Annotated in this window: 23 protein-coding genes and 1 pseudogene; 17 read left to right on the forward strand and 7 right to left on the reverse strand. The window is 69.6% G+C overall.

Annotated elements, in window-relative coordinates:
* The first annotated feature begins 23 nt into the window (after window positions 1-23).
* Complete coding sequence (locus tag NM1_RS13080) at window positions 24-683, forward strand: GntR family transcriptional regulator (protein WP_068018912.1); 660 nt, start codon at window positions 24-26, stop codon at window positions 681-683.
* Here NM1_RS13080 and NM1_RS13085 read toward each other — a convergent pair.
* The gene (locus NM1_RS13085) at window positions 655-2,022 is read right to left on the reverse strand and encodes an MFS transporter (protein WP_068018914.1); all 1,368 of its coding nucleotides are present in this window, start codon (window positions 2,020-2,022) and stop codon (window positions 655-657) included. The genes NM1_RS13080 and NM1_RS13085 overlap by 29 nt on opposite strands.
* A 168-nt stretch (window positions 2,023-2,190) precedes the next feature.
* Here NM1_RS13085 and NM1_RS13090 point away from each other — a divergent pair, with 168 nt between their 5' ends.
* On the forward strand, window positions 2,191-2,874 hold the full coding sequence (locus tag NM1_RS13090) for a DUF2848 domain-containing protein (RefSeq protein WP_068018917.1): 684 nt from the start codon (window positions 2,191-2,193) through the stop codon (window positions 2,872-2,874).
* A gap of 120 nt (window positions 2,875-2,994) precedes the next feature.
* Complete coding sequence (locus tag NM1_RS13095) at window positions 2,995-4,473, forward strand: FGGY-family carbohydrate kinase (RefSeq protein WP_068018920.1); 1,479 nt, start codon at window positions 2,995-2,997, stop codon at window positions 4,471-4,473.
* A gap of 21 nt (window positions 4,474-4,494) precedes the next feature.
* Here NM1_RS13095 and NM1_RS13100 read toward each other — a convergent pair whose 3' ends face one another.
* Both NM1_RS13100 and NM1_RS13105 read right to left on the reverse strand, forming a co-directional pair.
* The gene (locus tag NM1_RS13100) at window positions 4,495-5,256 is read right to left on the reverse strand and encodes an SDR family NAD(P)-dependent oxidoreductase (RefSeq protein ID WP_246011784.1); all 762 of its coding nucleotides are present in this window, start codon (window positions 5,254-5,256) and stop codon (window positions 4,495-4,497) included.
* A 154-nt stretch (window positions 5,257-5,410) separates the two neighbouring features.
* On the reverse strand, window positions 5,411-6,400 hold the full coding sequence (locus NM1_RS13105) for a sugar-binding transcriptional regulator (RefSeq protein ID WP_068019082.1): 990 nt from the start codon (window positions 6,398-6,400) through the stop codon (window positions 5,411-5,413).
* A gap of 118 nt (window positions 6,401-6,518) precedes the next feature.
* Here NM1_RS13105 and eltD point away from each other — a divergent pair, with 118 nt between their 5' ends.
* From eltD to NM1_RS13150, 9 genes and pseudogenes are all read left to right on the forward strand, one after another.
* A complete protein-coding gene (gene eltD, locus NM1_RS13110) occupies window positions 6,519-7,595 on the forward strand; it encodes an erythritol/L-threitol dehyrogenase (protein WP_373864038.1) in 1,077 nt (358 codons plus the stop codon).
* Between the two features lie 74 nt (window positions 7,596-7,669).
* The gene (locus NM1_RS13115) at window positions 7,670-9,091 is read left to right on the forward strand and encodes an ABC transporter substrate-binding protein (RefSeq protein ID WP_246011783.1); all 1,422 of its coding nucleotides are present in this window, start codon (window positions 7,670-7,672) and stop codon (window positions 9,089-9,091) included.
* A gap of 31 nt (window positions 9,092-9,122) precedes the next feature.
* On the forward strand, window positions 9,123-10,082 hold the full coding sequence (locus NM1_RS13120) for a carbohydrate ABC transporter permease (protein ID WP_068018927.1): 960 nt from the start codon (window positions 9,123-9,125) through the stop codon (window positions 10,080-10,082).
* 3 nt (window positions 10,083-10,085) lie between these two features.
* A complete protein-coding gene (locus NM1_RS13125; protein ID WP_068018930.1) occupies window positions 10,086-10,952 on the forward strand; it encodes a carbohydrate ABC transporter permease in 867 nt (288 codons plus the stop codon).
* The gene (locus NM1_RS13130; protein ID WP_068018933.1) at window positions 10,952-12,082 is read left to right on the forward strand and encodes an ABC transporter ATP-binding protein; all 1,131 of its coding nucleotides are present in this window, start codon (window positions 10,952-10,954) and stop codon (window positions 12,080-12,082) included. The genes NM1_RS13125 and NM1_RS13130 overlap by 1 nt, the downstream gene beginning before the upstream one ends.
* Window positions 12,079-13,236, forward strand: coding sequence for an ABC transporter ATP-binding protein (locus tag NM1_RS13135; RefSeq protein ID WP_084519539.1), 1,158 nt, complete (start codon window positions 12,079-12,081; stop codon window positions 13,234-13,236). The genes NM1_RS13130 and NM1_RS13135 overlap by 4 nt, the downstream gene beginning before the upstream one ends.
* Window positions 13,237-13,246: 10 nt before the next feature.
* Window positions 13,247-15,115: pseudogene (locus tag NM1_RS13140) on the forward strand (dihydroxyacetone kinase family protein); the annotation flags it as partial.
* A 158-nt stretch (window positions 15,116-15,273) separates the two neighbouring features.
* The gene (locus NM1_RS13145; RefSeq protein ID WP_068018939.1) at window positions 15,274-15,735 is read left to right on the forward strand and encodes a ribose-5-phosphate isomerase; all 462 of its coding nucleotides are present in this window, start codon (window positions 15,274-15,276) and stop codon (window positions 15,733-15,735) included.
* A 17-nt stretch (window positions 15,736-15,752) separates the two neighbouring features.
* The gene (locus NM1_RS13150) at window positions 15,753-16,439 is read left to right on the forward strand and encodes a GOLPH3/VPS74 family protein (protein ID WP_068018942.1); all 687 of its coding nucleotides are present in this window, start codon (window positions 15,753-15,755) and stop codon (window positions 16,437-16,439) included.
* An 82-nt stretch (window positions 16,440-16,521) separates the two neighbouring features.
* Here the strand turns inward: NM1_RS13150 and NM1_RS13155 are convergent, their stop codons facing one another.
* A complete protein-coding gene (locus tag NM1_RS13155; protein WP_068018945.1) occupies window positions 16,522-17,199 on the reverse strand; it encodes a TetR/AcrR family transcriptional regulator in 678 nt (225 codons plus the stop codon).
* Window positions 17,200-17,292: 93 nt separating this feature from the next.
* Between NM1_RS13155 and NM1_RS13160 the strand changes: the two genes are divergently transcribed.
* The 3 genes from NM1_RS13160 to NM1_RS13170 are packed head-to-tail and all read left to right on the forward strand — an operon-like array spanning window position 17,293 to window position 20,107.
* Window positions 17,293-18,723 (forward strand): MFS transporter, encoded by a 1,431-nt coding sequence (locus NM1_RS13160; RefSeq protein WP_246011782.1) that lies wholly within the window; start codon window positions 17,293-17,295, stop codon window positions 18,721-18,723.
* A 44-nt stretch (window positions 18,724-18,767) separates the two neighbouring features.
* Window positions 18,768-19,622, forward strand: a complete 855-nt coding sequence (locus NM1_RS13165) for an alpha/beta fold hydrolase (RefSeq protein ID WP_068018951.1) — start codon at window positions 18,768-18,770, stop codon at window positions 19,620-19,622.
* A 53-nt stretch (window positions 19,623-19,675) separates the two neighbouring features.
* The gene (locus tag NM1_RS13170; protein ID WP_068018954.1) at window positions 19,676-20,107 is read left to right on the forward strand and encodes a pyridoxamine 5'-phosphate oxidase family protein; all 432 of its coding nucleotides are present in this window, start codon (window positions 19,676-19,678) and stop codon (window positions 20,105-20,107) included.
* A gap of 13 nt (window positions 20,108-20,120) precedes the next feature.
* On the opposite strand, the gene NM1_RS13175 is transcribed toward NM1_RS13170, so the two are convergent.
* Complete coding sequence (locus NM1_RS13175) at window positions 20,121-21,005, reverse strand: NAD(P)H-binding protein (protein ID WP_068018957.1); 885 nt, start codon at window positions 21,003-21,005, stop codon at window positions 20,121-20,123.
* A 68-nt stretch (window positions 21,006-21,073) separates the two neighbouring features.
* Here NM1_RS13175 and NM1_RS13180 point away from each other — a divergent pair, with 68 nt between their 5' ends.
* Together NM1_RS13180 and NM1_RS13185 are read left to right on the forward strand one after the other, a co-directional pair.
* Window positions 21,074-21,880: a LysR family transcriptional regulator gene (locus NM1_RS13180; RefSeq protein ID WP_068018960.1), complete on the forward strand. Its 807-nt coding sequence runs from the start codon at window positions 21,074-21,076 to the stop codon at window positions 21,878-21,880.
* A 105-nt stretch (window positions 21,881-21,985) separates the two neighbouring features.
* Entirely contained in the window at window positions 21,986-23,491 is a 1,506-nt protein-coding gene (locus NM1_RS13185) for an alpha/beta hydrolase (RefSeq protein WP_068018963.1), read from the forward strand.
* A gap of 101 nt (window positions 23,492-23,592) precedes the next feature.
* Here the strand turns inward: NM1_RS13185 and NM1_RS13190 are convergent, their stop codons facing one another.
* Both NM1_RS13190 and NM1_RS13195 read right to left on the reverse strand, forming a co-directional pair.
* The gene (locus tag NM1_RS13190) at window positions 23,593-24,432 is read right to left on the reverse strand and encodes an AraC family transcriptional regulator (protein WP_068018966.1); all 840 of its coding nucleotides are present in this window, start codon (window positions 24,430-24,432) and stop codon (window positions 23,593-23,595) included.
* A 34-nt stretch (window positions 24,433-24,466) separates the two neighbouring features.
* Window positions 24,467-25,279, reverse strand: coding sequence for an alpha/beta fold hydrolase (locus tag NM1_RS13195; RefSeq protein ID WP_211339605.1), 813 nt, complete (start codon window positions 25,277-25,279; stop codon window positions 24,467-24,469).
* Between the last annotated feature and the right edge of the window lie 68 nt (window positions 25,280-25,347).

Here is a 25,347-nt window from a genome sequence, read left to right on the forward strand (position 1 = left end):
CCCTCCTGGTGTATACATTCTGTATGCCGAAAAACGACTCCGTGCCGGTCCTGTCGGGGCGGGAGAAGGCGTACAACTACGTCAAGGATCAGGTGCTGACGGCGCTGCCGGCCACCGGCACGTTCCTGAACGAGCAGGAACTCGCGACCAGCATCGGCGTATCGCGGACACCGGTGCGCGAGGCGCTGCTGATGCTGCAGGCCGAGGGGCTCGTCGAGATGGTGCCCAAGCGCGGCGCCCACGTGCCCGCGATGTCGGGCCGTCAGATCGCCGAGCTGATGGACCTGCGCGGGGTACTGGAGCGGCACGCGGCCAGCCGCGCACTCGCCGAAGGTCATGCGCCGGTCGCCGCGATGCGGGCGGCGCTGACCGAACAGGAGTCCCTCGCCGACGCCGACGACGAGGTCTCGGCGCGCGAATTCATCGCGTGGGACTCGAGATTCCATCAGATCCTCGTCGACTCCGCGGGCAGCGAGCTGCTGTCGAGCACCTACGCGGGCCTGCGCGCGCGGCAGCTGCGGGTCGGCCTGGCGGCGCTGTTCGCCACCGCGAACCGCCAGCAGCGGGTGTGCTGCGAGCATCAGGAGATCGTCGACGCTCTCGACAACGGCGACGAACCCCTGGCGCACGCGAAGATCGACGAGCATCTCGAGATCACACTGCAGATTCTGTTGCGCGCGTGAGGTTCTGGGAGAGCTCGGCGTAGTGCTCGTCCTCGGCGTTGTCCGGATCGGAGCCGAGCGCCAGCCCGCCCAGCGTGAGCGCGGTGACGACGAGCAGATACCCGGTCAGCGGCACCCAGCTGTCGAAACTGCTGAGCAGCGTGGTGAAGATCAGCGGCGCCAGCGCCCCGCCGAACACCCCGCCGATGGTGTAGGCGAGTGAGCACCCCGTGGAGCGCAGCCGCACGGGGAACTGCTCGGTGATGAACGCGGCCTGCGGCCCGTACATGAACGAGTGGAAGGTCAGCCCGACCGTGATGCCGAGGATGAGCATCAGGTGCGAGCTCGCGCCGATCATCGGGAAGAACACGAGCGTCCACACCAGCGCCCCGCCCGCCGCGACGGCGTAGACCAGGCGGCGATTGATCCGGTCGGAGACGGCGCCGGCGAGCGGGATCGTGACCAGCTGGAACGCCGAGGCGATGAGGACCGCGATCAGCACGTCGCTGCGCTCGAAATCGAGCCGGTTGGTGCCGTAGGTGATGGTGAAGACGGTGAACAGGGCGTACACGACGTCCGGCGCCAGGCGCGCGAGCACGGCGGCGATCAGGCGGCGTGTCTGCGTCCGCACCACCTCGCTGATCGGGGCCTCGGGTCGGTCGCCGGACTGCTGTAGCGCCTGGAAGATCGGGGTGTCCTCCAGCCGCAGCCGGATCCAGAGGCCGAATGCCACCAGCACCGCGGAGGCGAGGAAGGCGATCCGCCACCCCCAGGCCTCGAACGCCGCCTCGCTCATCGCGACCGTCAGCAGGGCGAGTGCGCCGTTGGCGAGCAGGTTTCCGGCGGGCGGCCCGATCTGCGCGGCGGAGGCCCAGAACCCGCGTCGGCGCGGGTCGCCGTACTCGCTCGACAGCAGCACCGCCCCGCCCCACTCTCCGCCGACCGCGACGCCCTGGGCGAAACGCAGCGTGACCAGGATGATCGGCGCCGCGATCCCGATCGTCGCGTGGCTGGGGATCAGGCCGATCGCGAATGTGGTCGCACCGATCAGCAGCAGCGTCATGATCAGCAACTGCTTGCGGCCGAGGATGTCGCCGAGCCTGCCGAAGACGAATCCGCCCACCGGGCGCGAGACGTAACCGACGGCGTAGGTGGAGAACGCCAGGATCGTCCCGGTCAGTGGATCCTCGCCGGGGAAGAAGACCTGCGGGAAAACCAGCGCCGCCGCGGTGGAGTAGACGGCGAAGTCGTACCACTCCAGGGCGGTGCCGGTGAGGCTCGCGGAGAAGGCCCTGATCAGGGCCTTGCGGCGCACGGGCGGGGTGTTCGGCTCGGTGATCACCGAAGTATGAACCGACATGGTGCTCCTTGCGAAATCGAACAGCACCGGCGCGGGGGCGGGGTGTGCTCCCGATCACGCCGACCGTTGTACGACACATATACTTGCTGTATACAAGACATATGCGCAAGCCCTCGGCCGTAAACAGTTGATTTCCGGGGGCGGGAACCAGCTTCAGGAGGATTCCGGATGACTCAGCTCAGCTTCGACCTGCCGGACGGCACGACCGAGACCGTGGACGTCACCGCCGTCCTCAACGCCGGATACGCCGGTCGCAATCAGGACGAGGTCGCCGCGCACATCGCCGAGCTGGCGGAGCTGGGAGTTCCCGCGCCGAGCACCACCCCGGCGCTCTATCCGATCTCGCCGTACCTGGCTCAGCAGGCGGACGAGGTCTTCGTGCAGCACGGGCGCACCTCGGGCGAGGCCGAGTGGGCGCTGATCATCACGTCCCACGACGTGCTGCTCACCGTCGCGTGCGATCACACCGACCGGGCGCTGGAGGTGCACGGGGTGGCCTGGAGCAAGAACGCCGGACCCGACGTGCTCGGGACCCGGGCGTGGCGGCTGTCCGAGGTCGCCGACCGTCTCGACGACATCACGCTGAAAGCCTGGGTGGGACATGGTGATTCGGTCCGGCTCATCCAGGAGGGCACGCTCGGCGACCTGCTCGCCCCGGCCTACTGGCTCGACGTGCTGGCCGCCCGCGGCGAGGACAAGCCGGGCACGGTGCTGATCTCGGGAACCATCTCGATGCTGCCCGGGGTCGACCAGTTCGGCGATTCGTGGCGGGTGGAGATGACCGATCCGGCCACCGGGGACACGCTTGCCTGCGCCTACCGCACGGTGGCGATGGCGGAGCCGATCGGCTGACATTCAGGCGAAGGCCGGGCCGTGCGGCGTGACCCGGCACACGCGATCGGCCGGGCGCATCGTGACGAGATTGTCGCGGACCGGCCCGCGAGACCTGACCCAGCGCTTACGCTGACGCTCGTGGATGTGCTGGTTGGAATTGATCTCGGGACGGGGAGTAGCAAGGGGGTTCTCGTCCGGCCGGACGGGGTCGTGGTCGCCGAACATCAGGTCTCGCACGAGATATCGCTGCCGCGGCCGGGCTGGGCCGAGGTCGATCCGGTCGGGATGTGGTGGAGCGAGGTGTGCGAGATCAGCCGGGCGCTGGTCGCGGCCGCGCCGCCGGGAGCGCGGATCGCGGGCATGTGCGTCAGCGGCGTCGGCCCGTGCCTGGTGCTGTGCGACGACGACCTCGACCCGGTGCGCCCGGCCATCCTGTACGGCATCGACTCGCGGGCCTCGGCCGAGATCGTCTCTCTCACAGAGCTGTTCGGCGCCGACGAGATCCTGCGGCGCGCGGGCAAATCGCTGTCCAGCCAGGCGGTCGGGCCCAAGATCGAGTGGGTCCGTGCGAACGAACCCGAGGTGTTCGCGCGCGCCCGCCGCTGGTACGGCTCGAACTCCTTCGTCGTCGCCAAACTGACCGGCGAATACATTCAGGACCATCACACGGCGAGTCAGTGCGATCCGCTGTACGCGATCCGCGACTTCGACTGGAATGCCGAGTGGGCCGGGCGGATCCTGGGCGGGTTGCCGCTGCCGCGGCTGGCGTGGCCGTCCGAGGTGGTCGGAACCGTGCACGCGGAAGCGGCCGCGCAGACCGGGATTCCGGCCGGTACGCCGGTCGCGGCGGGCACCGTGGACGCGTATTCCGAGGCGTTCAGCGTGGGCGTCCGCCAGCCCGGCGACCTGATGCTGATGTACGGCTCGACGATGTTCCTGGTGCAGGTGCTGGAGAAGTTCCACACCAACCCGGCGCTGTGGACGACGACGGGCGTCGAGGAGGGCACCTTCGCGCTCGCCGCGGGTACGTCGACCGCGGGCAGCCTGACCCAGTGGCTGCAGAAGGTCACCGGCGGTGCGCCTTTCGACGAGCTGATGGCCGAGGCGTCGGCGGTGCCGCCGGGGTCCGAGGGGCTGGTGGTGCTGCCCTACCTCGCGGGCGAGCGCACGCCGGTGTTCGATCCGGACGCGCGCGGCGTGGTCGCCGGGCTGACCCTGCGGCACGGGCGCGGGCATCTGTTCCGCGCGTCGTACGAGGGGATTTCGTTCGGGATCCGCCAGATCCTGGAGATGTTCGACGACGCCGATTCGCCGGTCACCCGCGCGGTCGGCGTCGGGGGCGGGCTGCGCAGCCCGGTCTGGACCCAGGCCCTCAGCGATATCACCGGCCTGACCCAGCTGCTGCCCGAACAGGCCATCGGCGCCAGCTACGGAGACGCCTTGCTCGCCGCCATCGGCGTCGGACTCGTTGCCCCCGAGACGGATTGGGCCCGGATCGCCCGCGAGGTCCCCCCGAACCCGGCCAACCGCGAACTGTACGACGACCTGTACAAGACGTGGCTCGAGCTGTACCCGGCCACCCGGGACCAGGTCCACAAACTGGCGGGACTCGGGTAGTCGAGGAGAAGGGTCGCCCGCTCAGCTCACCCCGTAGCCGCCGTCGATGGGGATGTCCGCGCCGTTGATCATCGAGGACATGTCCGAGGCGAGGAACAGGGCGGTGGCGGAGACCTCGGCGGGGACGGCGAAGCGGCCCAGGGGGATTCGGGCCAGCATCGGTGCGGACTTCTCGTCCTCGCCCCAGACCTTGCGGCCCATATCGGTCAGTACGACGGTGGGGCAGAGGGAGTTGGCGCGCACGCCCCGCGGGCCCAGTTCCAGCGCAAGGACCTTGGTGGCCATCACCAGCCCCGCCTTCGACGTGCAGTAGGCGTAGTGCTCGGGCAGGGCGCGCAGCGCGGCGGCCGACGCGACGGTGACGATCGATCCGCCCCCGGCCTCGGCCATGGCGGCGCCGACCTCGGCGGCCAGCAGCGCGGGTGCGCGCAGGTTGACGGTGAGCACCTCGTCGAAGGCGGCCGCGGTCAGGCCCGAGACCGGCTCCGGATGCGAGACCCCGGCGTTGTTGATCAGCACGTCGAGCCCGCCGAAGGCCGCGGCGGCATCCGCGGCCAAGCGCATGGGTGCGTCCGGCTCGGCCAAGTCGGCGGCAACAGCGGCGGCGCGAATGCCATACTGCCGCTCCAATTTTCGCGCCTGCTGGTCGAGCGCACCCGCATCCCGTCCGGACAGCACCAACGTGGCGCCCGCCCCGGCGAAGGTCTCCGCGAGGTCCGCCCCGATCCCGCGGGACGCACCGGTGATCAATACTCGCTTACCGTCGAGCCGAACAGAGTTCACTTGCGCTCCTGCTGTCGAGATGCGGCCGTCGAGTCCGTGATGTGCCGCTCGAGGTGCCGGACTCGCGCGCCTGCGGCCACCGAATTCACTTGCTCTCCAGCAGTTCCGAGGCTGGCAGCGGGCCGGTTGTCGTGCCGTTGCCGGGGCACCGTATTCACTTGGCCTCCAGCAGCTGTCGCGCGGTGGCGGGGTCGGTCACGAGGCGGTTGAAGTATCCGGCTCGGGCCCCGGCGAGGATCGGGGCGACCTTCTCCTCGCCGATCGCCACGGCGATGCCCACCGGGATCTGTTGCAGTACAGGCAGGTCCACCGCGATCAGGCGTTCGCCCCCGGGGAAGTCCACCGCCTCGCCCGCGCGATCGTAGAACCGCGAGCAGACGTCGCCCACCGCGGCACGCAGCGAGGCGGCCGTGGTGGGTACGAACTGCGGGATGTCGTCGCGTAGCAGCGGGGGAGCGCCGACCCCCATCAGCGCGCACCGGGCCTTGGGCCACAGGTCCAGCACGCGCTGGATGGACGGATCGGCGTGCAGCGTGTCGTAGAGGTCGGGACCCGGAAGCGCCGGGGCGAAAAGGTAATTCGGCCGCCCGCCGAGCTTGGTGGAGATCAGCCGGGTGATCTCGTTGGTCTGATACCAGCCCTCGGGCTGATCGTTGCCGCCGACCGTGGGCACGACGAGCACGCCCGGAATGCGCTCGAGATCGAACTGCGCCACCTCGTAGACGGTGCGGCCCGACGACACCAACAGCACATCGCCCGGGACCAGGCCGACCTCGGCCAGCGCGCGCGATACCGCCGGGGCGAGACAGCTGCCCATCACCTCGACCGTGGGCTTTGCCGGGGTCGCGGCGGGCAGCGGCGCCGACAGATAGACCTGTTGCAGCCCAATGGCTTCGGCGAGGGTGGCGGCAAGATCCGCGTCCTCGCCCCCGTGCGGCGCGCGGACCTCGATCCGGACGATGCCCTGGCGCCGCGCCTGCGACAGCAGCCGGCTCACGGTCGCCCGGCTGACCCGCAGTTTCGCGGCGACCTGGGCCTGGGTGGCGTCCTCCTCGTAGTACATCTTCGCGGCCGCGTAGAGCTGCGACGGCGCGAAAGTGCCGCTCTCGGGCGGTGATTGCGCCGGAGTGTCGGGGCTCTGCATGACTTGCAGTATTCCATTGAACAAATGTTCACGCCATAGGTGCCGTGAACATTCGTTCTGGACAGATGTAAACGGGCTGGGTTATTGTGATGGCCGACACACGATGAAGGGCAGTGCGATGACGGAGAAGATGCAGGCGGTGATCTGCCACGGACCAGGCGACTACCGGCTGGAGGAGGTGCCCGTCCCGGTTCCCGGCCCGGGTGAGGCACTGGTTCGCGTCGAGGCGGTCGGAATCTGCGCGAGCGACCTGAAGTGTTACCACGGCGCGACCAAGTTCTGGGGCGACGAGAACCGCGCGGCCTACGCGGAGACCGGAGTGATCCCCGGGCACGAATTCGTCGGCGAGATAGTGCAACTCGATGCCGAGGGCGCCGCGCGATGGAATCTCGCGGTCGGCGACCGGGTGGTCTCCGAGCAGATCGTGCCGTGCTGGGAATGCCGCTACTGCCTGCGCGGCCAGTACCACATGTGCGCGCCGCACGACATCTACGGCTTCAAGCGCCGCACGCCCGGAGCGATGGCGAAGTACATGGTGTATCCGGTCGAGGCGCTGGTGCACAAGGTGTCCAAGAGTCTGCCGCCCGCGCACGCGGCGTTCACCGAACCGCTGTCGTGCTCGCTGCACGCGGTGGAGCGCGCGCAGATCACCTTCGACGATGTCGTGGTGGTGGCGGGCTGCGGCCCGATCGGTCTCGGCATGGTGGCCGGGGCGCGGGCGAAGAGTCCGGCACACGTGATCGCGCTGGATATGGCCCCGGAGAAGCTGGCGCTGGCGCGGGAGTGCGGGGCCGACATCGTGATCGACATCCGCAACGAGGACGCGGAGGCGATCGTCAAGGATCTGACGGGCGGCTACGGCGCCGACGTCTACCTGGAGGGCACCGGGCATCCCTCGGCGGTGCCGCAGGGCCTGAACCTGTTGCGCAAGTTGGGAACCTACGTCGAGTACGGGGTCTTCGGCAGCGATGTGACCGTCGACTGGAGCATCATCAGCGACGACAAGGAGCTCGACGTGCGGGGCGCGCACCTCGGTCCGCACTGCTGGCCCGCGGCCATCCGCATGCTCGAATCGGGCGTGCTCCCGATGGACAAGATCTGCACACATCAGTTGCCGCTCAGCGACTTTCAGAAGGGACTGGACCTGGTGGCGAGCGGGACGGAATCGGTGAAGGTGTCGCTCATTCCGGGGTGACGGGGGTGGCGGAGGTCTGATGAGGGGATGTCCGCCGGAACAACCAGTGGGGACAGGCGATCCGAGGAAGTTCGATGAGGGACAGACAGTATTGCGGCCCGCACATGTCGCGCCGGAACATGTTGCGCGCCATGGGCATTGCCGGTGCGGCGGCCGCCGCGCTACCGGCGTTGTCGGCCTGCGGGGTCGGCGGCGGCGTACAGGCCACCAATGGTGCCGCGGAGGTGAGCGGGCCCTTCGATTGGCGTGCGGCACAGGGCACGACGCTGAACGTGCTGCAGACCCCGCACCCGTACCAGCAGTCGCTGCAACCGCTGCTGGCCGAGTTCACGCAGTTGACCGGTATCACCGTCAATACCGACCTGGTGCCGGAGGCCGACTACTTCACCAAGCTGAACACCGAATTGGCCGGTGGCACAGGTAAACACGACGTGTTCATGCTCGGCGCGTACTTCGTCTGGCAGTACGGCCCGCCGGGCTGGGTGGAGGATCTGGCGCCGTGGCTGGCGAATTCGTCGGCGACCAGCGACGAATACGACTTCGAGGATATCTACGAGGGGCTGCGTACCTCCACGCGCTGGGACTTCTCCCTCGGGGCGCCGCTGGGGACCGGCGGTCAGTGGGCCATTCCATGGGGCTTCGAGAACAACGTGGTCGCCTATAACAAGGCCTACTTCGACCAGCGAAAGATCAAGCTGCCCGACACCTTCGACAACTTCATCCAGCTCGCGGTCGATCTCACCGATCGCTCGCAGAACCGCTACGGCATCGCCACCCGCGGGTCGAAGTCGTGGGCGACCATCCACCCCGGATTCATGACGCAGTTCGTGCGGGAGGGCGCCGCGGACTACGAGTTCTCCGGGGGTGAGCTGCGGGCCGCCATGGACTCCGACGCCGCGGTCGCCTTCACCGAGAAGTGGATCGAGATGCAGCGGCTGGCCGGGCCGACCTCGTGGACCACCTACGACTACCCCAATGCCACAGGCGATCTCGGCGACGGCAAGGCCATGATGGTCTACGACGCCGACAGCGCGACCTATCCGAAGAACAAGCGCGGCGCCAGCGCGCAGGCCGGGAATATCGCCTGGTATCCGGGCCCGGCGGGTCCGGGCGGCAACTACGACACGAACCTGTGGACCTGGTCGCTGGCGATGAACTCGATGTCGAAGCACAAGCTGGCGTCCTGGCTGTTCATCCAGTGGGTCACCGGCAAGGAGGCGCTGTCCAAGGCCGTGCAGGGCGGCATCTTCGCCGATCCGGTGCGGAAGTCGGTATTCGACGGGGTGTTCAAGCGGCAGCTGGGCGAGATGCCCGGCTATCTGGAGGCCTTCGAAACCGTGATCGGCAGCTCGCGGATCCAGTTCACCCCGCAGAAGAAGTTCTTCGACACCACCGAGGACTGGGCCGTCGCGCTGCAGGACATCTACGGCGGCGCGGACGCCCGATCGCGGCTGGCCAGCCTGGCCAAGACCTGCTCGTCGAAGGTCAATCTCTGACCCGCCGCGGGTCGAGGAAAGGGAGGTCGAGATGACCACTCAATCGGTTCGTCCGCCGTCGACCGCGGCCCCGGAGACCGAGGGTCCGCCGAAACCACCGGGCGCCGCGGAGATTCCGCGGTGGCGGCGTTCGCTGCGGCCGTACCTGCTGTCTGTTCCCGCGGTGCTGATCGTGGTGGGCATCCTCTATCCGTTCGTCATCGGCGCGTACTACTCGGTGCTGAATTACGCTGCGGTGAACCCGAATCCGGTGTTCGTCGGGCTGCGCAACTACGCCAGCGTGCTGGGCGACATGGAGTTCTGGACCAGCGTGCGGATCACGGGGATCTTCGCGATCGTGGCCACGGCGGTGGAGACCGTCATCGGCGTCGGACTCGCGTTGCTGCTCAACAGGTCCAGCCTGATCGGGCGGATCTTCGAGAAGGTGCTGATCCTGCCGCTGATGATCGCGCCGGTCATCGCCGGGGTGATCTGGAAACTGATGTTCAACCCCCAATTCGGCATCCTCAACCACATTTTCGGGCTCGGCTCCACCTTCGACTGGCTGTCGAGCAGCAACGCGCTGTGGTCGGTGATCCTGGTCGACCTGTGGATCTTCACCCCGTTCGTGGCGATCCTGGTGCTGGCCGGGATCCGGTCGCTGCCGAAGGAGCCGTTCGAGGCGTCGGCGGTGGACGGGGCGAGCTGGTTCTACATGTTCCGCCGGCTCATGCTGCCGATGCTGTGGCCCTACATCCTGGTGGCGGTCATCTTCCGGTTCATGGACAACCTCAAGGTGTTCGACGCGGTGTACGTGCTCACCGCGGGCGGCCCCGGCGTTTCCACGCGCACGCTGCAGATCGGCGCCTTCGAGGACTCGATCATCAATCTCGACTACTCCCGCGGCAGCACCTACATGTTCCTGCTGTGGGCGATCGTATTCATCACCGCACGCCTGCTGGTGGGCGTGCTCGGCAAGGCGCAGCGTCGCGCCGCTGGAGCGGAGTCGTAGGCCATGGCATCGGAACTTCTTCCCGGACAACGGCGGTTCACCCCCGCGTCGGTGGGCGCGGACCTGGTCCTGCTGGGCTGGTTCGTCTTCTCGCTGTTCCCGATCGTGTGGATGGTATTGCTGGCGTTGAAGACTCCGGCACAGCAGACGACCACCTACTTCCGGTTCAGCCCCACCCTGGAGAACTTCGGGACGGTGCTCAGCCAACGCGGCACCGACCTGACCAGTGTGGACTTCAAGGCGGCGCTGCTGACCAGCCTGCTCAATTGCGGTGGCGCCGTGCTCGTTTCGCTCGCCATCGGCATTCCGGCGGCGTACGCGGCGGGGCGGTGGCAATACCGGGGGTCGAACGATCTCATGTTCACCATGCTGTCGTTCCGGTTCGCGCCGGAGCTGATGGTGATCGTGCCGCTGTTCGTCATCTACAACCAGATCGGGCTGTTCGACACCAAGGTCGGCATGATCTGGGTGCTGCAGCTGGTGACCATGCCGCTGGTGGTGTGGATCCTGCGGTCGTACTTCCAGGACCTGCCCGAGGACCTGGAGCAGGCGGCCCTGCTGGACGGCTACACGCGGCGGCGGGCCTTCGTGATGGTGGCGCTGCCGCTGGTGCGGCCCGGGATCGCGGCCGCGGCGCTGCTGGCGTTCATCTTCGCGTGGAACAACTACGTATTCCCGCTGATCCTGGCCGACAGCAATGCCAGCACGGTCACGGTCGCGATCACCAAGTTCCTCGGTGGCGGCGGCCAGGCGTACTACAACCTCACGGCCGCGGCGGCGGTGATCGCGGCGCTGCCGCCGCTGATCGTCGCGCTGACCATTCAGCGCTATCTGGTGCGCGGCCTGTCGTTCGGGGCGGTGAAATCCTGATGGCACACCTCACGCTCGATGGGCTGACCAAGCGCTACGGCAAAACCACGGGGATCGAGGATATTTCGGTCGACATCGCCGACGGCGAGTTCTTCGTGATCCTCGGACCGTCCGGTGCGGGCAAGACGACGACGCTGAAGTCGATCGCCGGGCTGATCGATGTCGACGGCGGCGCGGTGCGCATCGGCGGCACGGATATGACGAATGTCGAGCCGTACCACCGGAATGTGGCGATGGCGTTCGAGAGCTACGCGCTGTATCCGCAGCAGACCGTGGCGCAGAATCTGGCGTCGCCGCTGCGGTCGGGGCGCACGGGGAAGTATTCCGAGGCCGAACAGCGCGAGCGGGTCGACACGGTGACGCGGACGCTCGGAATCGACCACTTGCACAAGCGTTTTCCTCGGGAGCTGTCCAACGGTCAGCGGCAGCGGGTCGCGCTGGGGCGGGTGCTGATCCGGCCCGCCGACGTGTACCTGCTCGACGAGCCGCTGTCGCACCTGGACGCCAAGCTGCGCGCGGCCATGCGTGCCGAACTGCGGGAGCTCGGGCGGATGTCGAATACGACGACGGTGTACGTCACGCACGACTATCAGGAGGCGCTGGCGCTGGGCGACCGGATCGCCATTCTGCGCGAGGGCCGCCTGGTGCAGGTCGATACGCCGGAGGCGATCTGGCGGCGGCCGCTGGATACGTTCGTCGCGCGGGCGCTGGGACAGCCGGAGATGAATCTCGTCGACGCGGTCGTGGACGACGGGCGACTCCGGTTGCCCGGCACCGGATTACGTGTTCCGATACCGGCCGAGGTCGAGATCGCGGGCGGCCGTGCGCGATTGGGTGTGCGGCCGTGCGATATCGCGGTGACGGAGCCGGGTGCCGAACGACCCGGTCACGTCACGGTGCCGGGCCGAATCACCCTGGCCGAGCGACTGGGTCGCAATGTCGAGGTATCGGTGGACGTGGGCGGGGTATCGCTGATCGCGTTGTCCCCGGGCGGGGCGCACATCCGCGAGGGCGCCGATATCACGCTGGCGGTGCCGCCCGCCGACATCCACATCTTCGCGGCGAGTGCCGACGGCCGTGACAGCCTGCGGCTCGGTGCCGCCGACACGAAACCGGAGGAGCAGCAATGACATCCGAGGCAGCGGTCGTCTCCGGCGTGACTGTGTCCTCCGGCGACGGCCGCCCGTCGGTGGCGCAGCGCCTGACACTGGAGCGGCTCACCAAGACCTATTCGGCACGCGGCCGGGAGAGCTTCCAGGCGGTCAAGGGTATCGAACTCGATATCGAGCCGGGTGAGCTGGTGGCCCTGCTCGGGCCGTCCGGATGCGGGAAGACCACCACGCTGCGCATGATCGCCGGGCTCGAGACGGTCACCGGTGGGGAGATCCGCATCGGCGAGCGCACCATCACCAACCTGCCTGCCGGAAAACGCGGTGTCGGTGTGGGATTCGAGAGTTACGCGCTGTATCCGCCGCTGTCCGTGCGGGAGAACCTGGCCTACGGGCTGAAGGCCCGCAAGGTCGCCGGGGCGGACCGGCTCGTCGCCGAGATCGCGCGGCGGCTGGAACTGGAGGAGCTGCTCGACCTGCGGTCCGCGGGCCTGTCGAGCGGGCAGAAGCAGCGGGTGGCGCTGGCGCGGGCGCTGGTGCGCAACCCGCCGGTGCTGCTGTTGGACGAGCCGCTGTCGCATCTGGACGCGTCGGCGCGGCAGCGGGTGCGGCGCGAACTGAAGGTGCTGCAGCGGGAATTCGGCTACACCACCATCGTCGTCACCCACGACCAGGTGGAGGCGCTGAGCCTGGCCGACCGGCTCGCCGTGATGGACGGCGGGATCATCCAGCAGTTCGGTACGCCGGACGAGGTATTCGATGATCCGGCCAATCTCTTCGTCGCCGGGTTCGTGGGCGAGCCGCAGATCAACATCGTCGACGGCGTGATCGAGCAGGGCGCGAACGGCGCGAGTGTCCGAATGGGCGGCGCCGCACTGCGTGTCGCCGCCACCGGGGTGACCGGCGGGCAGCGGGTGCGAGTGGGAATTCGTCCGCAGGACGCCCGCCTCACCACGGGGTCGGCCGGGAACGGTGAATTGTCCGGCACGGTGCGCTATTTCGAGCATCTGATGGAGTTCGGGCGGGCGGCGCTGGACGTGCCCGGCGTCGCGGAACCCGTTCTGGTGGAGACGCCGGCGCACGAACGCTTCGAGCCGTCGCGGCCGGTGACGCTGTCCGCCCCGCCCGAGCGCATCTACCTGTTCGATCCGGAATCCGGAAACCGAGTGCGATAGAGGACATCTCATGACGTGGCTCTACAACGACCCGGCGGCGTTCACCGAGGACATGCTGACCGGATTCCTCGACGCCAACGCCGGATACGTGACGGGCGTGCCCGGGGGTGTGGTGCGCGCGGCGCCGACGCGGGCCGGGAAGGTCGCGGTGGTGGTCGGCGGGGGTTCGGGGCACTATCCGGCGTTCTGCGGGGTGGTGGGCCCCGGATTCGCCGACGGGGCCGTGGTCGGGAACATCTTCACCTCGCCCTCGGCGGTGGACGCGGCCTCGGTCGCCCGCGCCGCGCACGGTGGTGCGGGCGTGCTGCTCACCACCGGGAACTACGCGGGGGACGTGATGAACTTCGGCCTGGCGGTCGAACAGCTGGCGGCCGAGGGGATTTCGGCCCGATACTTCGCGGTCACCGACGACATCGCGAGCGCACCCGCCGGGGAAGAGGCGAAAAGACGCGGAATCGCAGGCGATTTCACGGTTTTCAAGTGTGCGAGTGCGGCGGCCGAAGCGGGTTACGACCTCGACGGCGTGGAACGAGCGGCGACCCTGGCCAACGACAACACACGCACGCTCGGCGTCGCCTTCGACGGATGCACGCTGCCGGGGGCGGCCGGGCCCCTGTTCACGGTCGAGCGGGGCACCATGGGCCTCGGCCTCGGAATCCACGGTGAGCCGGGCGTGGCCTCGCATGACATGCCGACCGCCGCCGAACTCGGCGAACTGCTCGTATCGGGTGTGCTGAAGGAACGGCCGCCGGACGCCGGAACGCGAATCGCGGTGATCCTCAACGGACTCGGCCGCACGAAATACGAGGAGCTGTTCGTGGTCTGGGGCACGGTGGCGCCGCTGCTGCGCGCCGCAGGCTACACCGTCGTCCGCCCCGAGGTCGGCGAACTGGTGACCAGCCTCGACATGGCGGGATGCTCCCTGACGGTGATGTGGCTCGACGAGGAGCTGGAGCGATTGTGGACCGCTCCCGCCGACACCCCGGCCTTCCGCCGCGGGAGCCCGGACGATCCGCGGCGAGGCTCTGGCGGGGCGGGCGCCGAGGCGACGGATTTCGACCGCGCGGGTGCAAACACTGCTGTCGGCCACGGTCGGGAAGATGGTTCGGCCCCCGCACGAGTGGCTGCGGCAGATGCGGGGGAGGCGCCCGCCGTGGAGAATTCCACTGCTGCGCCGGGTGATACACGGTTTGTCGGTGTCGAGGACTCGGCGCCGGGGGCGGATACACGGGGCTCGGTCGAGGCCGGTGCCGTGGGCTCCGTGGACGCGTCGGCAGCTGCCGAGGACGCGCGGGAGTGCGGCGCCGCCATTGCGCGGGCGCTGCATTCGGTTGCGGCGGAAATGCTTGCGGCAGAGGAGGAATTGGGCCGGATCGACGCGGTGGCGGGCGACGGCGACCACGGCCGCGGGATGGTTCGCGGCACGTCGGCGGCGACGGCGGCGGCCGATGCCGCTGTAGCGCAGGGTTCGGGGCCGAACGGAGTGCTGCGGTCGGCCGGGGACGCCTGGGCCGCCCAGGCGGGCGGCACGTCGGGCGTGCTCTGGGGTGCGGCGCTCGCCGCGGTGGGTGCCCGGCTCGGCGAGACGGGCGATCCGTCCGCCACGGAAATCGTTGCGGCGCTGCGCGAGGGCTACAACGCGCTCACCCGCCTCGGCAAGGCACAACCGGGCGACAAGACGATGCTCGACGCACTGCTACCGTTCCTCGAGGCCCTGGAACGCGGTGAAACCTGGCGTGTGGCAGCGGATATCGCGGAGACAGCGGCCCAGGGCACCGCATCCCTGCGTCCCCGGATCGGCCGCGCCCGGCCCTTGGCCGACCGGAGTGTCGGCAGCCCGGATGCGGGCGCCGTCTCCCTGGCGATGTGCGTCCGTACGGCGATCGCCGCATTCGAAAGCGATGTTGCGGTAGTGAATTCGGACGCGGCGGTGGGCGCCGCCGCTGTCGAAACCGTTGCTGCGAAAGATGTTGCGGCCGAGGTCAGTTCTGCCGAAGCCGGTATCGCCGGAGCTGATGCTGCGGAAGGAGTGCGGCGATGACCGGAGGACTTCGGATCGTGGTCGGGTGTGACGATGCCGGGCTCGACTACAAGAGCGCGATCAAGGCCGATCTACAGGCCGACGGGAGGGTTGCGGAGGTACTGGATGTCGGAGTCGACGACGGCGAGCACACCGCGTATCCCCACGTCGCGGTGACCGCCGCCCGGATGGTTTCCGAGGGGCGGGCCGACCGCGCGCTGCTGGTGTGCGGTACTGGGCTCGGCGTCGCCATCAGCGCGAACAAGGTGCCCGGGATCCGGGCCGTCACCGCGCACGACAGCTTCTCGGTGGAGCGGTCGGTGCTCAGCAACAACGCCCAGGTGCTGTGCTTCGGGCAACGCGTCGTCGGGCTGGAACTGGCCCGCCGCCTCGCCAAGGAGTGGCTCGGCTACCACTTCGATCCCGATTCGGCCTCGGCCGCGAAGGTGGCCGCGATCGGGAAGTACGAGGACTGCTGAGGGGTAGGGTCGGCGGGGTGACGGTTGCCGAGGACTTTCTCCTGCTCGCCTACAACGACACCGGCAGGCCGCGCGTGGACGGCACCAAGCTGAAGGCGGCGCTCGCGGGCGCGGCCATTCTGGAGCTCACCCTCGCCGGGGCGCTGCGGTTGACCGAGGCGGGCGAGCCGAACCACAAGAAGGGGCGCCTGGTGGCCACCGGCGTGACACCGGACGACCCGCGACTGGCCGAACTCGTCACGGTCGCCGACGGCCGCAGACCCAAGGACGCGGTGGGCAAGGTGGCGGGCTTCAGTGCCTGGCGCAGCCGCTCCCGGGATCTGCGCGAGGCACTGCTGCGCGACCTCGTGGACGCCGGGCAGTTCACCGAATCCCCGACGAAGGTGTTGGGGCTGTTTCCCACCACCCTGTGGCGGCCGAATCCCGCCGGCGAGCAGGCGCGGGTCCAGCGGCAGGTCCGGGCGGCCGTGGTCGAGGGCGCCGAACCCGACGACCGCACAGCGGCATTGGTCTCGATCCTGCACGCCGTCGACATGCTTCCGAAGCTGTTCCCGGACGCGGACAAGCGCGCCGTGAAGCGCCGCGGCAAGGCGATCAGCGAGAGCAACTGGGGCGGCGCGGCGGTCCGCAAGGCGGTCCAGGAGGTGCACGCGGTGACGGCCGCCGTAATCGCCAGCACCGCAGCCGCTTCGAGCGGCAGCTGACCGGCGAGGACGCCGGCCACGACACGTGGATTCCTGCGGACCGCTGCCCGCGCGGATCCGGAATCCACCGCCGCGCCGCGCATCACCGCCGAATGCGGGCCAGCAGACCATCGACGAGGTGTTCGATGGCTGCCTGAGGCTGATAGCCCCCGTGGACGGCGGGCCAGATGGGCAGCACGCGCTGGATCGCCGGGAGATCGGCGAGGTCCTCGGCATCGATCTCCGCGGTCCAGTGCGGCGGCGGATCCTCGCCCGCGGCTGCCGCCCGCCGCTCGTCGTCCGCGTGCTCCGAGACGATGCACCCGACGAGGTACCGCCACACCGTGATGTACATATAACCGGCGTACTCGTCGTCGGCGCCGAGTCGTGTTGCGGTGGCGATGAATTCGTCGAGGATCCAGAGCGCCGCCCGGCCGAACGCCTCCCCGCTCAGCAGGATGTCCACCACCCACGGGAATCGGCGCAGCGCGGCGAGCAGGTGCACCGACAGCGCCACCAGGCGGTCGCGGGGATCCGCCGGTAGCTCGGGGCGTTCCAGCTCGTCGGCCCGGGCGCCGAGCACGGCGATGAACAGCCGCGTCTTGGTGGGGAAGTGGTGGTAGACCGCCGCGGTGCTGACCCCGAGTTCGTCGGCGAGCCTGCGCATGCTGAACGCCCCGGCGCCGCCGGACGCGAGCATGCGCGACGAGGTCGCGACGATGTCGTCGCGACCGGCGCGGACCGGACGGCCGCGGCGGCGGGTGGTCGAACTGTCGGCCATGGCAGCCATTGTGCGCAGACTCCCTCTCGACAACGGAGGTTAGGCTGTGCTAATCATAATAAAAACACGCGTTATTTAATTATGGAGGTCGTGGTGCCCACCCGAACAGTGCCGTCCGCGAGATGGTCGATGATCGTGATCTTCCTGATCATGTTCCTTGTCTCCCTGGACCTTTCGATCGTCAATGTCGCCCTGCCCGATATCGACGCCGATCTGCGGTTCTCCGACTCCGGGCTCAGCTGGGTCGTCAACGCCTACCTGCTGACCTACGCGGGGCTGATGCTGCTCGGCGGCCGCCTCGCGGACTTCACCAGCCGCCGCGTGCTGCTGCTGGCGGGGCTGGGCGTGTTCGCGGCGTTCAGCGCGTGGGGCGCGCTGGCGCACAGCGGCTGGGAACTGCTGGCAGCGCGGGCGATTCAGGGCGTGGCGGCCGCGGTGCTGACACCGATGTCGCTGGCCCTGGTCACCTCGGAGTTCGCGGAGGGGCCCGAGCGGTCCAAGGCGATGGCGGTGTGGGGCGGTGCGGGCGCGGCCGGTGGCGCGGCCGGGGTCGTGCTGAGCGGCGTGCTGACCGAGCAGTTCGGCTGGCGGTCGGTGATGTGGGTGAACGTGCTGTTCGCGGTGGGTTCCGTGGTCGCGGTGCTGCGCGGGGTGACCGACCGCGGCCCCGGGCGGCGCGGCCGGCTCGACCTGCCGGGTGCGGTGCTGGTGACCGGCGGCGTGACCGCGCTCGTGCTGGCCGTCATCTCCACCGAGCAGCACTCGTGGGGGTCGGCGCGGGTGCTGGGCTGGTTCGCGGCGGGCGCCGCGCTGCTGGCCGGGTTCGTGGTCGTGGAGGCGCGCACCTCGGATCCGCTGGTGCCGCTGCGGTTTCTGCGCCGCCGGTCGCTGATCGGCGCCACCGTGTTCGGGTTCATGCTCGCCTCGGGGCAGTTCGCGGCGTTCTTCTTCGTCTCGCTGCTGATGCAGCGGGTGCTGGCCTACAGCCCGACCGTGACCGGCCTGGCATTCCTGCCGTTCTGCGCCGGGGTCGTCATCGGGTTGCGGATAGCGATGAAGTTCGTCGAACGGGTCGGTGCGCGCGTGCTGCTGCTGGTCGGCGGGCTGCTGGGGGCGGCCGGCATGCTGTGGTTCGGATTCGCCGATACGACAACGACATTCGCCGGGGGACTGCTCGGGTCGCAGCTGGTGGCCAGCATCGGGATCGGCGCCTCGATCGTGGCCATGGGCACCGCGGCCACCACCGGCGTCTCGCCCGAGGAGTCCGGCCTCGCCTCCGGAATCCTCAACAGCACAAGGCAGCTCGGCGGTTCACTCGGCCTGGCGATCCTGGTGACCGTCGCCGCCGACGTGACCGGACCGGCCACCGATCGCCAGGCCCTGGCGGACGGATACGGAACCGCCCTCCTGGTCGCGGCGGCACTGCTGGCCGTCGGCGCGATCGCAGCGGCGGTGATCCTGCCCAGGGCCGCCCACACACCCGCGGCCACCCGCCCCCGATCGCCGGAGCCGGTCGGAGCCTAGGCCGAGCCGGTAGCGTGGGAGATTCACGATCGGGGAGGGTGTCGATGGCTGGAAATGTGCCGGTGCTGGAGACCGAAGACCACTGGGTCGACGGTGTGCGCTGCGCCGTATACGACAGTGGGCCAGCGGAATCCGGGGAGGCCGTGGTGTTCGTGCACGGCAATCCCGGACCCATGGACGACTGGGCGGAGCTGGCGCCGGCGATCGCGGGATTCGCGCGCGTGATCGCCATGGACATGCCTGGTTTCGGCCGGGCGCAGCGCCCGCGAACGTTCGATCACAGCGTCGCCGGGTACGCCCGCTACCTCGGCGGGCTGCTCGACCGGCTCGGTGTCGAGCGGGCGCACCTGGTCCTGCACGACTTCGGCGTGCCGTGGGGCCTGCGGTGGGCGCTGGACCATCCGGAGCGGACGGCGAGTCTTTCGCTCGTCAATTGCGGTGTGCTCGACGGCTATCGCTGGCACCGGTACGCCAGGATCTGGCAGCTGCCGGTGCTCGGCGAACTGTTCCAGCTGGCGAGCACGCCGCGCGCCCTGCACGCCGCGCTCAACCACGACAATCCCGTCCCGCTGCCCCGGTCCTACGTCGATCGTGTCGACCGCTACGCGGACTGGGGGCACAAGCGGGCGGTCCTGCGGGTCTACCGCTCCTCGCGCGACCCGGCGGGCGCGTTCCCGGAGAAGGACACGGGCATCGCGGCGGACGGCCTCCCGGTCTGCGTGATCTGGGGTGCGGGCGACCCGTACATCCCCGTGCACTTCGCCGAGCGGCAGCGAAACTACTTCCCCGAGGCCGAGATTCACATCCTCGAGGGTCTGGGGCACTGGCCGTTCATCGACGATCCGCAGGCGGTGCTCGCGCCGCTGGCGGAATTTCTGCGCGGGCACGTCCGGCGCTGAAGCCCGATCCGGGGCGCGGGAACAAGCCCACCGGCCGGAACGTTCGACAGGGCATGCCGAAACCGTTCACAGAGGCCGAACGTCAGGAGTTCCTCGCGGGCAAGCACATCGGTGTGCTGTCGGTCGCGGCGAACGACGGGCGTCCGCCCGCGACCGTCCCGATCTGGTACGACTACACCCCGGGTGGTGGCATCCGGATCAATACCGGCGCCGAGCGCCGCAAGGCCCGGCTCATCCGCGAGGCCGGTGTGGTGACGCTGACCGTCCAGCGCGAGGAGCTGCCGTACCAGTACGTCATCGTCGAGGGCACCGTCGTCGAGGCGACCACCCCCTCGCCGAGGGAAGCGCGGGAGGCCATCGCCGCCCGCTACCTCGGCCCGGAAGGCGGTCGCGAATTCGCCGAGAAAATGGACGGCATCAAGTCCGTCCTGTTCACCATCCGCCCCGACCGCTGGTTCTCCCAGGACTACTCGGGCGACCTCTGACCGGCTCTCGCGCTCATGCCCGGACGGCCGGTGCGAGCACCTCGGTGCACCACTCGCGAAAGGTCGTAGCGCTCGCGGTCTGCGGGGTGCGCCGTACGCCGTTGTCGAGGCCATTGTCCTTGGCGCGCATCATGTCTACGAAGCCCCGCACCAGGTCGCCGCTGGTGCCGCGCGCGGCGAGCGCGGCCGCGAACTCGTCGAGTGACTGCCGCCGATAGCGGACCGGGCGGCCGAGCACCTCGGACATGATGTGCGCCTGGTCGTTCGGCGACAGGTCCTCCGGGCCCAGCACCGGAACCTCGCCCGTCCCGGTCCACGAGCGGTCGAGCAGCAGGCCCGCGGCGGCCGCGGCGATATCACGCGTGGCGACGATCGGCGCGGCGCGATCGGGTGCGCCGGTGCCGGTGAAGACACCGTCGTCGCGAATCGAAATCGCCTGCCACAGTAGGTTGTCCATGAATGTCGGATTGGCGAGCGCGCGATACGCGACACCGGTGCTCGCGATGAGGTCGTCCATGGCCAGCGACGCGGTCACGAGCCCCGCGCGGTCGGCGACCGGGGTGCCGCGGCCGAGGGCCGAGACGCCGACGACATGCTGTATCCCGTGCACCGAGAACGCCTTCGCGGCCGCGCGGGTGAACTCGGAGTAGCCGGCGTCCAGGGTCGGCGTCGCCGGGGGCAGCCAGAAGACCGCGTTCGCGCCGGTGAACGCGCGATCGACGGTCTCGGCGTCACCGTGCGAGCCGGCGACGACGTCGACGCGGCCGCGCACCGCGGCGGAGAGCTTGGCGGGATCGCGCACGATGACGCGCAGCTCCTCGCCGGGTGCGGCCGCGCCGAGCAGGATGTCCAGGAGCCGGCCGCCGATCTGGCCGGTGGGGGTCGTGATGACGATCATGCTTCGAGTCTCGGGCCGCCTACCTGCGGAGGTCCAATACCCTTCCCGCCGATTGATACCTTGAAGGCATGGATCTCGATCTGCGCAAGCTCCGCTACTTCGTCTCGGTGGCCGAGCAGCGGCACTTCGGCCGGGCGGCGGAGCGGCTCTACATAGCCCAGCCGGTGCTCAGCCGTCAGATCAGGGCCTTCGAGCAGGAGCTGGGATGCGATCTGCTCGTCCGCACCACCCGCAGCGTGGAGCTGACCGCCGCCGGGAAACAGCTCTACGACGAGGCACGGGGAATCCTCGCCTCCGTCGACGCCGCGGTGCGGCGGGTGCGCGACGCGGACCAGGACGTGCGGCGGCTCGTGGTCGCCTTCTCCCCGGGATTGCATGTGGCGGACGCGATTCGGGCATTCGCGGTGCGCCATCCCGGCGTCGAGACCGACCTCGTCCCGGCGCGGTGGTGGGAGCAGGACGCGCCGCTGCGGGACGGCCGGGCCCAGATCGGTTATCTGCGAAGGCCTTTCGACGAGTCGGGACTGCGGACCATCCCGGTCGGTGACGAACCCAGGGTCGCCTGCATGCCCGCGACCCATCCGCTGGCCCGCCGAACGGAACTCACCTCCGCGGACCTCGACGGCGAGCGGACGATCGACGCTCCGACGCGCCGGACATCGTCGCTGGAGGAGAAATTCGAGCTCATCGCGTCGGGGCGCGGTATCGCGCTCGTCCCGCTGAGTGTCGCGCGCTCCTATTCCCGCCCCGATCTCGTCTACGTCCCGGTCACCGACGCTCCGCGCGCCGAGGCCTGCCTGGCCGTCGTCGCGGACCGGCGCGACAGACTGGTGCGGGACTTCCTCGAGATCGCCGCGGCGACGCTGCGGCACTGACCGTGCGGTCACCGCGACTGTTGACTGTGCCGCTACGGCACGGAGTGGAATGTCGACGACGCAGGTGAGGTCGTCGACTTCCACACACAGATCGGGGAGACCGGAATGGTTCGAAAAGGCAGGGCGGGCCGAGGATCGGTCCTGCTGGCGATGGTGGCCCTCACGGGGACGCTCGCCGCACCGGCTTCGGCCGATGGAGACACCGGGGCGGGGCTGCACTGGGGTGCGTGTCCCGAGAAGGTCGCGGCCGAATCGCCCGAATTGCAGTGCGCCACAGTGCCGGTGCCCGTGGACTACGCCGTACCGGACGGGCCCGCGATCGACCTCATGGTGTCCAAGCTGGCGAGCAGGAACGCGGCCGAGCGGCGCGGTGTGCTGCTGCTCAACCCGGGCGGGCCCGGTGGATCCGGCTTGAACTTCGGGTCGTTCCTCGCCGCGCACGGACTGCCGCCGGAGGTCACCGACAGCTACGACCTGATCGGCATGGACACCCGGGGCATCGGCTACTCCGCGCCGGTGAGCTGCGGCTTCACCCCGGACATGGCCTACACCGGCAATATCCCGCCGTATGCCGTCGACGACGCGGCGGTCACCGAGCAGGCCGCGGTCGCCGAGGATGTCGCCAACCGGTGCGCGGCGAACGACCGGGAAGGACGGCTGCGCGGGGTTTCGACGGCTAATATGGCCCGCGACCTGGATCGGATCCGGGCCGCACTCGGCGAGGAGAAGGCCAGCTATTACGGGGCCTCCTACGGATCGGCGCTCGGCGCCGCGTACGCGTCGATGTTCCCGGAGCGGTCCGACCGGATCGTGCTCGACAGCAATCTCGCGGACACGCACCTCGACCAGGACGGAATCCGCCGGTTCGGCCTCGGCGCCGAGGACACGTTCCCGGACTTCGCGACATGGGCCGCGGAGCGCGACGGCGACTACCACCTGGGCCGGACGCCGGATGCCGTGCGCGCCAGCTACTTCGAGCTCGCGGAGCGCCTCGACAAGGCCCCGATGCCCGAGCTCGACGGCCGTGCCTTCCGCTTCATGACCTACTTCGGGCTCTACGGTCCGAGCAAATACGCCGCGACCGCGGACATCTGGCGGTCCGTGCGCGACGGCGATGCGGAAGGGGTCAGGCGGGCGGTGACGGGGGACGGCTCGGCGCCGCCTCCGGCCGAGCCGCACACGATCGACAACTCGTGGTCGGTGTTCCTGGCGGTGACGTGCAACGATGTCGCGTGGCCGCGGGGCGTCGAGCCGTACCGCACGGCCGTCGCCGAGGACCGGGCGAAGTATCCGCTCTACGGCGCGGCCGCCGCCAATGTCATGCCGTGCGCCTTCTGGCCCGGCGCACCGGCCGAGCCGCCGGTGCGGGTGGCGGCCGAGGGCCCGAACAACGTCCTGCTCGTGCAGAACCTGCGCGATCCGGTGACACCGCACAGGAACGCGGAACTGCTGCGGGCGAAGTTCGGTGACCGCGCGCGGCTGGTGAGCGTCGACCAGAGCGGCCACGGCGCCTACGTCAACCACGACAACGCCTGTGGGAAGGCCACGACCACGGACTTCCTGGTCAACGGAAAGATGCCGGAGAAAGACACGTTCTGCGCGGCGGACTGACCCAGGGCGGCTCCGGCAGCGCTGGATAGCCGGGGGAGTGGTGCCGGGTCGTTCGCTCGGCAGTGCCGAACCGCCCGGGGTGGAGGTGCTGAAGTAGCTGGTCAGGGGCGTGACCGGGCGGGCCAGGCGACCGGATCGATGGCGAGCCACGGCGCGGCGGCGATTGCCGGAGGCGTGACACCCGCGAGGGCCCTGGTCTCGCGGTGCAGGTGGGATTGGTCGGCGTAGCCGCACGCGGCCGCGACCAGGGCGGTGGAGTGGCCCGTCGCCAGCAGGTGGGCCGCGTGGTCGAAACGGATCAGCTGCGCGGCGCGCTTCGGAGTGATTCCGAGCTGGGACCGATAGCGGGACCACAGCCGCTTGCGGCTCCAGCCGACCTCGTCCGCGAGGCCGTCGACCCGCACGCGTCCACGACCGGTGCGGGTACGCCGCCAGACGTGGGCGACTTCGGGATCGACCCCCGGGGTGGCCAGGCGGGCACGGAGCGTGTCGGCCACGATCGCGAACCGGTCGTCCCACGACGAGGTGGCGCGGAGCCGGTCCCGGAGTCGTTCGGCATCGCGGCCCCAAACCTCTTCCAGGGCAACGCTGTTCCCGCTGAGTTCGGCGGCCGCGCCGAGGACGGCGGCGGCCGTTACCGGTGAGAGGCGGACCTGCAGACAGTCGCCGCCGATCCGTCCGCGGGTGCGGAGCTCACCGGGCAGGATGCCCGCGACGAAGCTGCCGCGCAGGCATCGTCCGCCGGTGTCGCACACGATGTCGCCGCCGTCGCTGAGGTCGAGCAGCACGGTGAGTGCCGGGTGCGGCACCATCGCGATGTCGACGGGCTCCGGTGCGTGGGTGCGGAATCCGGCCATGCGCACACCCGGCAGCCACGCGGACCGACGCGGGACGGCGACGTCGACCCGCGCCCAGTCCATCGTTTCCCCGGCCGGCGGCATGCTCCCAGGATAGGACGCGGGCGGGGCGCGTGGATTACCGTTGTGCGGCAGCGAAATCCCTCAGCAGCCCGCTCGTGGCCTCGGGTGCCTCGAGTATCGGGACGTGGCCGACGCCGGGCAGTATCTCGATCCGCACGCCCGGCACCGTCTCGTAGTCGTGCACCGACGCCGGGCGCCACTTGGGGTCGGCGTCGCCGAAGACCGCCAGCACGGGCAGGCCGAGGACCGCGAGCCGCTCGGGGAGGCTCCGCTCGTCGAGGTAGGCGCCGTTCGCGCGCAGCACCGAGTGGAATGTGCGGAATGTCATGGCGCGGAAGTCGGCGACCGCGTTGTCCGGAATCGGTGCGGGGACGACGAAGGCGGCGCGCATTCCCTTGCGGATCACCTTGTCCGAGCGCAGCCGCCAGACGATCGGTCCCAGCGGCGGTTCGGTGAGCGCCCGCAGCAGGAACGGCTGCGCGGACCGGAGCGCGGCCATGCTCGGCCCGCTGCTGACCAGCGCGACGGCACCGACCAGATCGGGACGCTGCTCGGCCAGTGCCGTGGCCACGTATCCGCCGCTGGAGTGCCCGGCGACGGTGACCGCGCGCAAACCGATCTCGTCGAGCACCGCGGCGACCTCCCGGGCCTGCGCGGGCACCGCAAACGACGAGGTCGGCGGCGACTGCCCGCACCCGGGCAGATCGACCCGGACGACACGGTGGGTGCGGGTCAACAGCGGAACCATCGGGCCCCAGGTCGCGCCCGAGGCACCAGATCCGTGAATCAGCAACAGCGGCTGCGCGTTTCGAGGGCCGTCGTCGACCACGTGCATCCCGTTGGAGCACTTCACGTTGCTATCTCGCATGTACGTGACGATGCCCGGTCCCGGGGCGTAGGTCTTGTACGAATGTTCCCGTGACGTATCACCAGGAT

It is taken from the genome of Nocardia mexicana NBRC 108244 (genome assembly GCF_001613165.1).
Classification (GTDB): domain Bacteria; phylum Actinomycetota; class Actinomycetes; order Mycobacteriales; family Mycobacteriaceae; genus Nocardia; species Nocardia mexicana.

Bases quoted from the DNA above. Each gene is read 5' to 3' on its own strand.
- NM1_RS13080 (WP_068018912.1), top strand. From the start codon at position 24: ATGCCGAAAAACGACTCCGTGCCGGTCCTGTCGGGGCGGGAGAAGGCG.
- NM1_RS13085 (WP_068018914.1), bottom strand. From the start codon at position 2,022: ATGTCGGTTCATACTTCGGTGATCACCGAGCCGAACACCCCGCCCGTG.
- NM1_RS13090 (WP_068018917.1), top strand. From the start codon at position 2,191: ATGACTCAGCTCAGCTTCGACCTGCCGGACGGCACGACCGAGACCGTG.
- NM1_RS13105 (WP_068019082.1), bottom strand. From the start codon at position 6,400: ATGCAGAGCCCCGACACTCCGGCGCAATCACCGCCCGAGAGCGGCACT.
- eltD (WP_373864038.1), top strand. From the start codon at position 6,519: ATGACGGAGAAGATGCAGGCGGTGATCTGCCACGGACCAGGCGACTAC.
- NM1_RS13115 (WP_246011783.1), top strand. From the start codon at position 7,670: ATGAGGGACAGACAGTATTGCGGCCCGCACATGTCGCGCCGGAACATG.
- NM1_RS13120 (WP_068018927.1), top strand. From the start codon at position 9,123: ATGACCACTCAATCGGTTCGTCCGCCGTCGACCGCGGCCCCGGAGACC.
- NM1_RS13125 (WP_068018930.1), top strand. From the start codon at position 10,086: ATGGCATCGGAACTTCTTCCCGGACAACGGCGGTTCACCCCCGCGTCG.
- NM1_RS13130 (WP_068018933.1), top strand. From the start codon at position 10,952: ATGGCACACCTCACGCTCGATGGGCTGACCAAGCGCTACGGCAAAACC.
- NM1_RS13135 (WP_084519539.1), top strand. From the start codon at position 12,079: ATGACATCCGAGGCAGCGGTCGTCTCCGGCGTGACTGTGTCCTCCGGC.
- NM1_RS13145 (WP_068018939.1), top strand. From the start codon at position 15,274: ATGACCGGAGGACTTCGGATCGTGGTCGGGTGTGACGATGCCGGGCTC.
- NM1_RS13155 (WP_068018945.1), bottom strand. From the start codon at position 17,199: ATGGCCGACAGTTCGACCACCCGCCGCCGCGGCCGTCCGGTCCGCGCC.
- NM1_RS13165 (WP_068018951.1), top strand. From the start codon at position 18,768: ATGGCTGGAAATGTGCCGGTGCTGGAGACCGAAGACCACTGGGTCGAC.
- NM1_RS13170 (WP_068018954.1), top strand. From the start codon at position 19,676: ATGCCGAAACCGTTCACAGAGGCCGAACGTCAGGAGTTCCTCGCGGGC.
- NM1_RS13175 (WP_068018957.1), bottom strand. From the start codon at position 21,005: ATGATCGTCATCACGACCCCCACCGGCCAGATCGGCGGCCGGCTCCTG.
- NM1_RS13180 (WP_068018960.1), top strand. From the start codon at position 21,074: ATGGATCTCGATCTGCGCAAGCTCCGCTACTTCGTCTCGGTGGCCGAG.
- NM1_RS13185 (WP_068018963.1), top strand. From the start codon at position 21,986: ATGGTTCGAAAAGGCAGGGCGGGCCGAGGATCGGTCCTGCTGGCGATG.
- NM1_RS13190 (WP_068018966.1), bottom strand. From the start codon at position 24,432: ATGCCGCCGGCCGGGGAAACGATGGACTGGGCGCGGGTCGACGTCGCC.
- NM1_RS13195 (WP_211339605.1), bottom strand. From the start codon at position 25,279: ATGCGAGATAGCAACGTGAAGTGCTCCAACGGGATGCACGTGGTCGAC.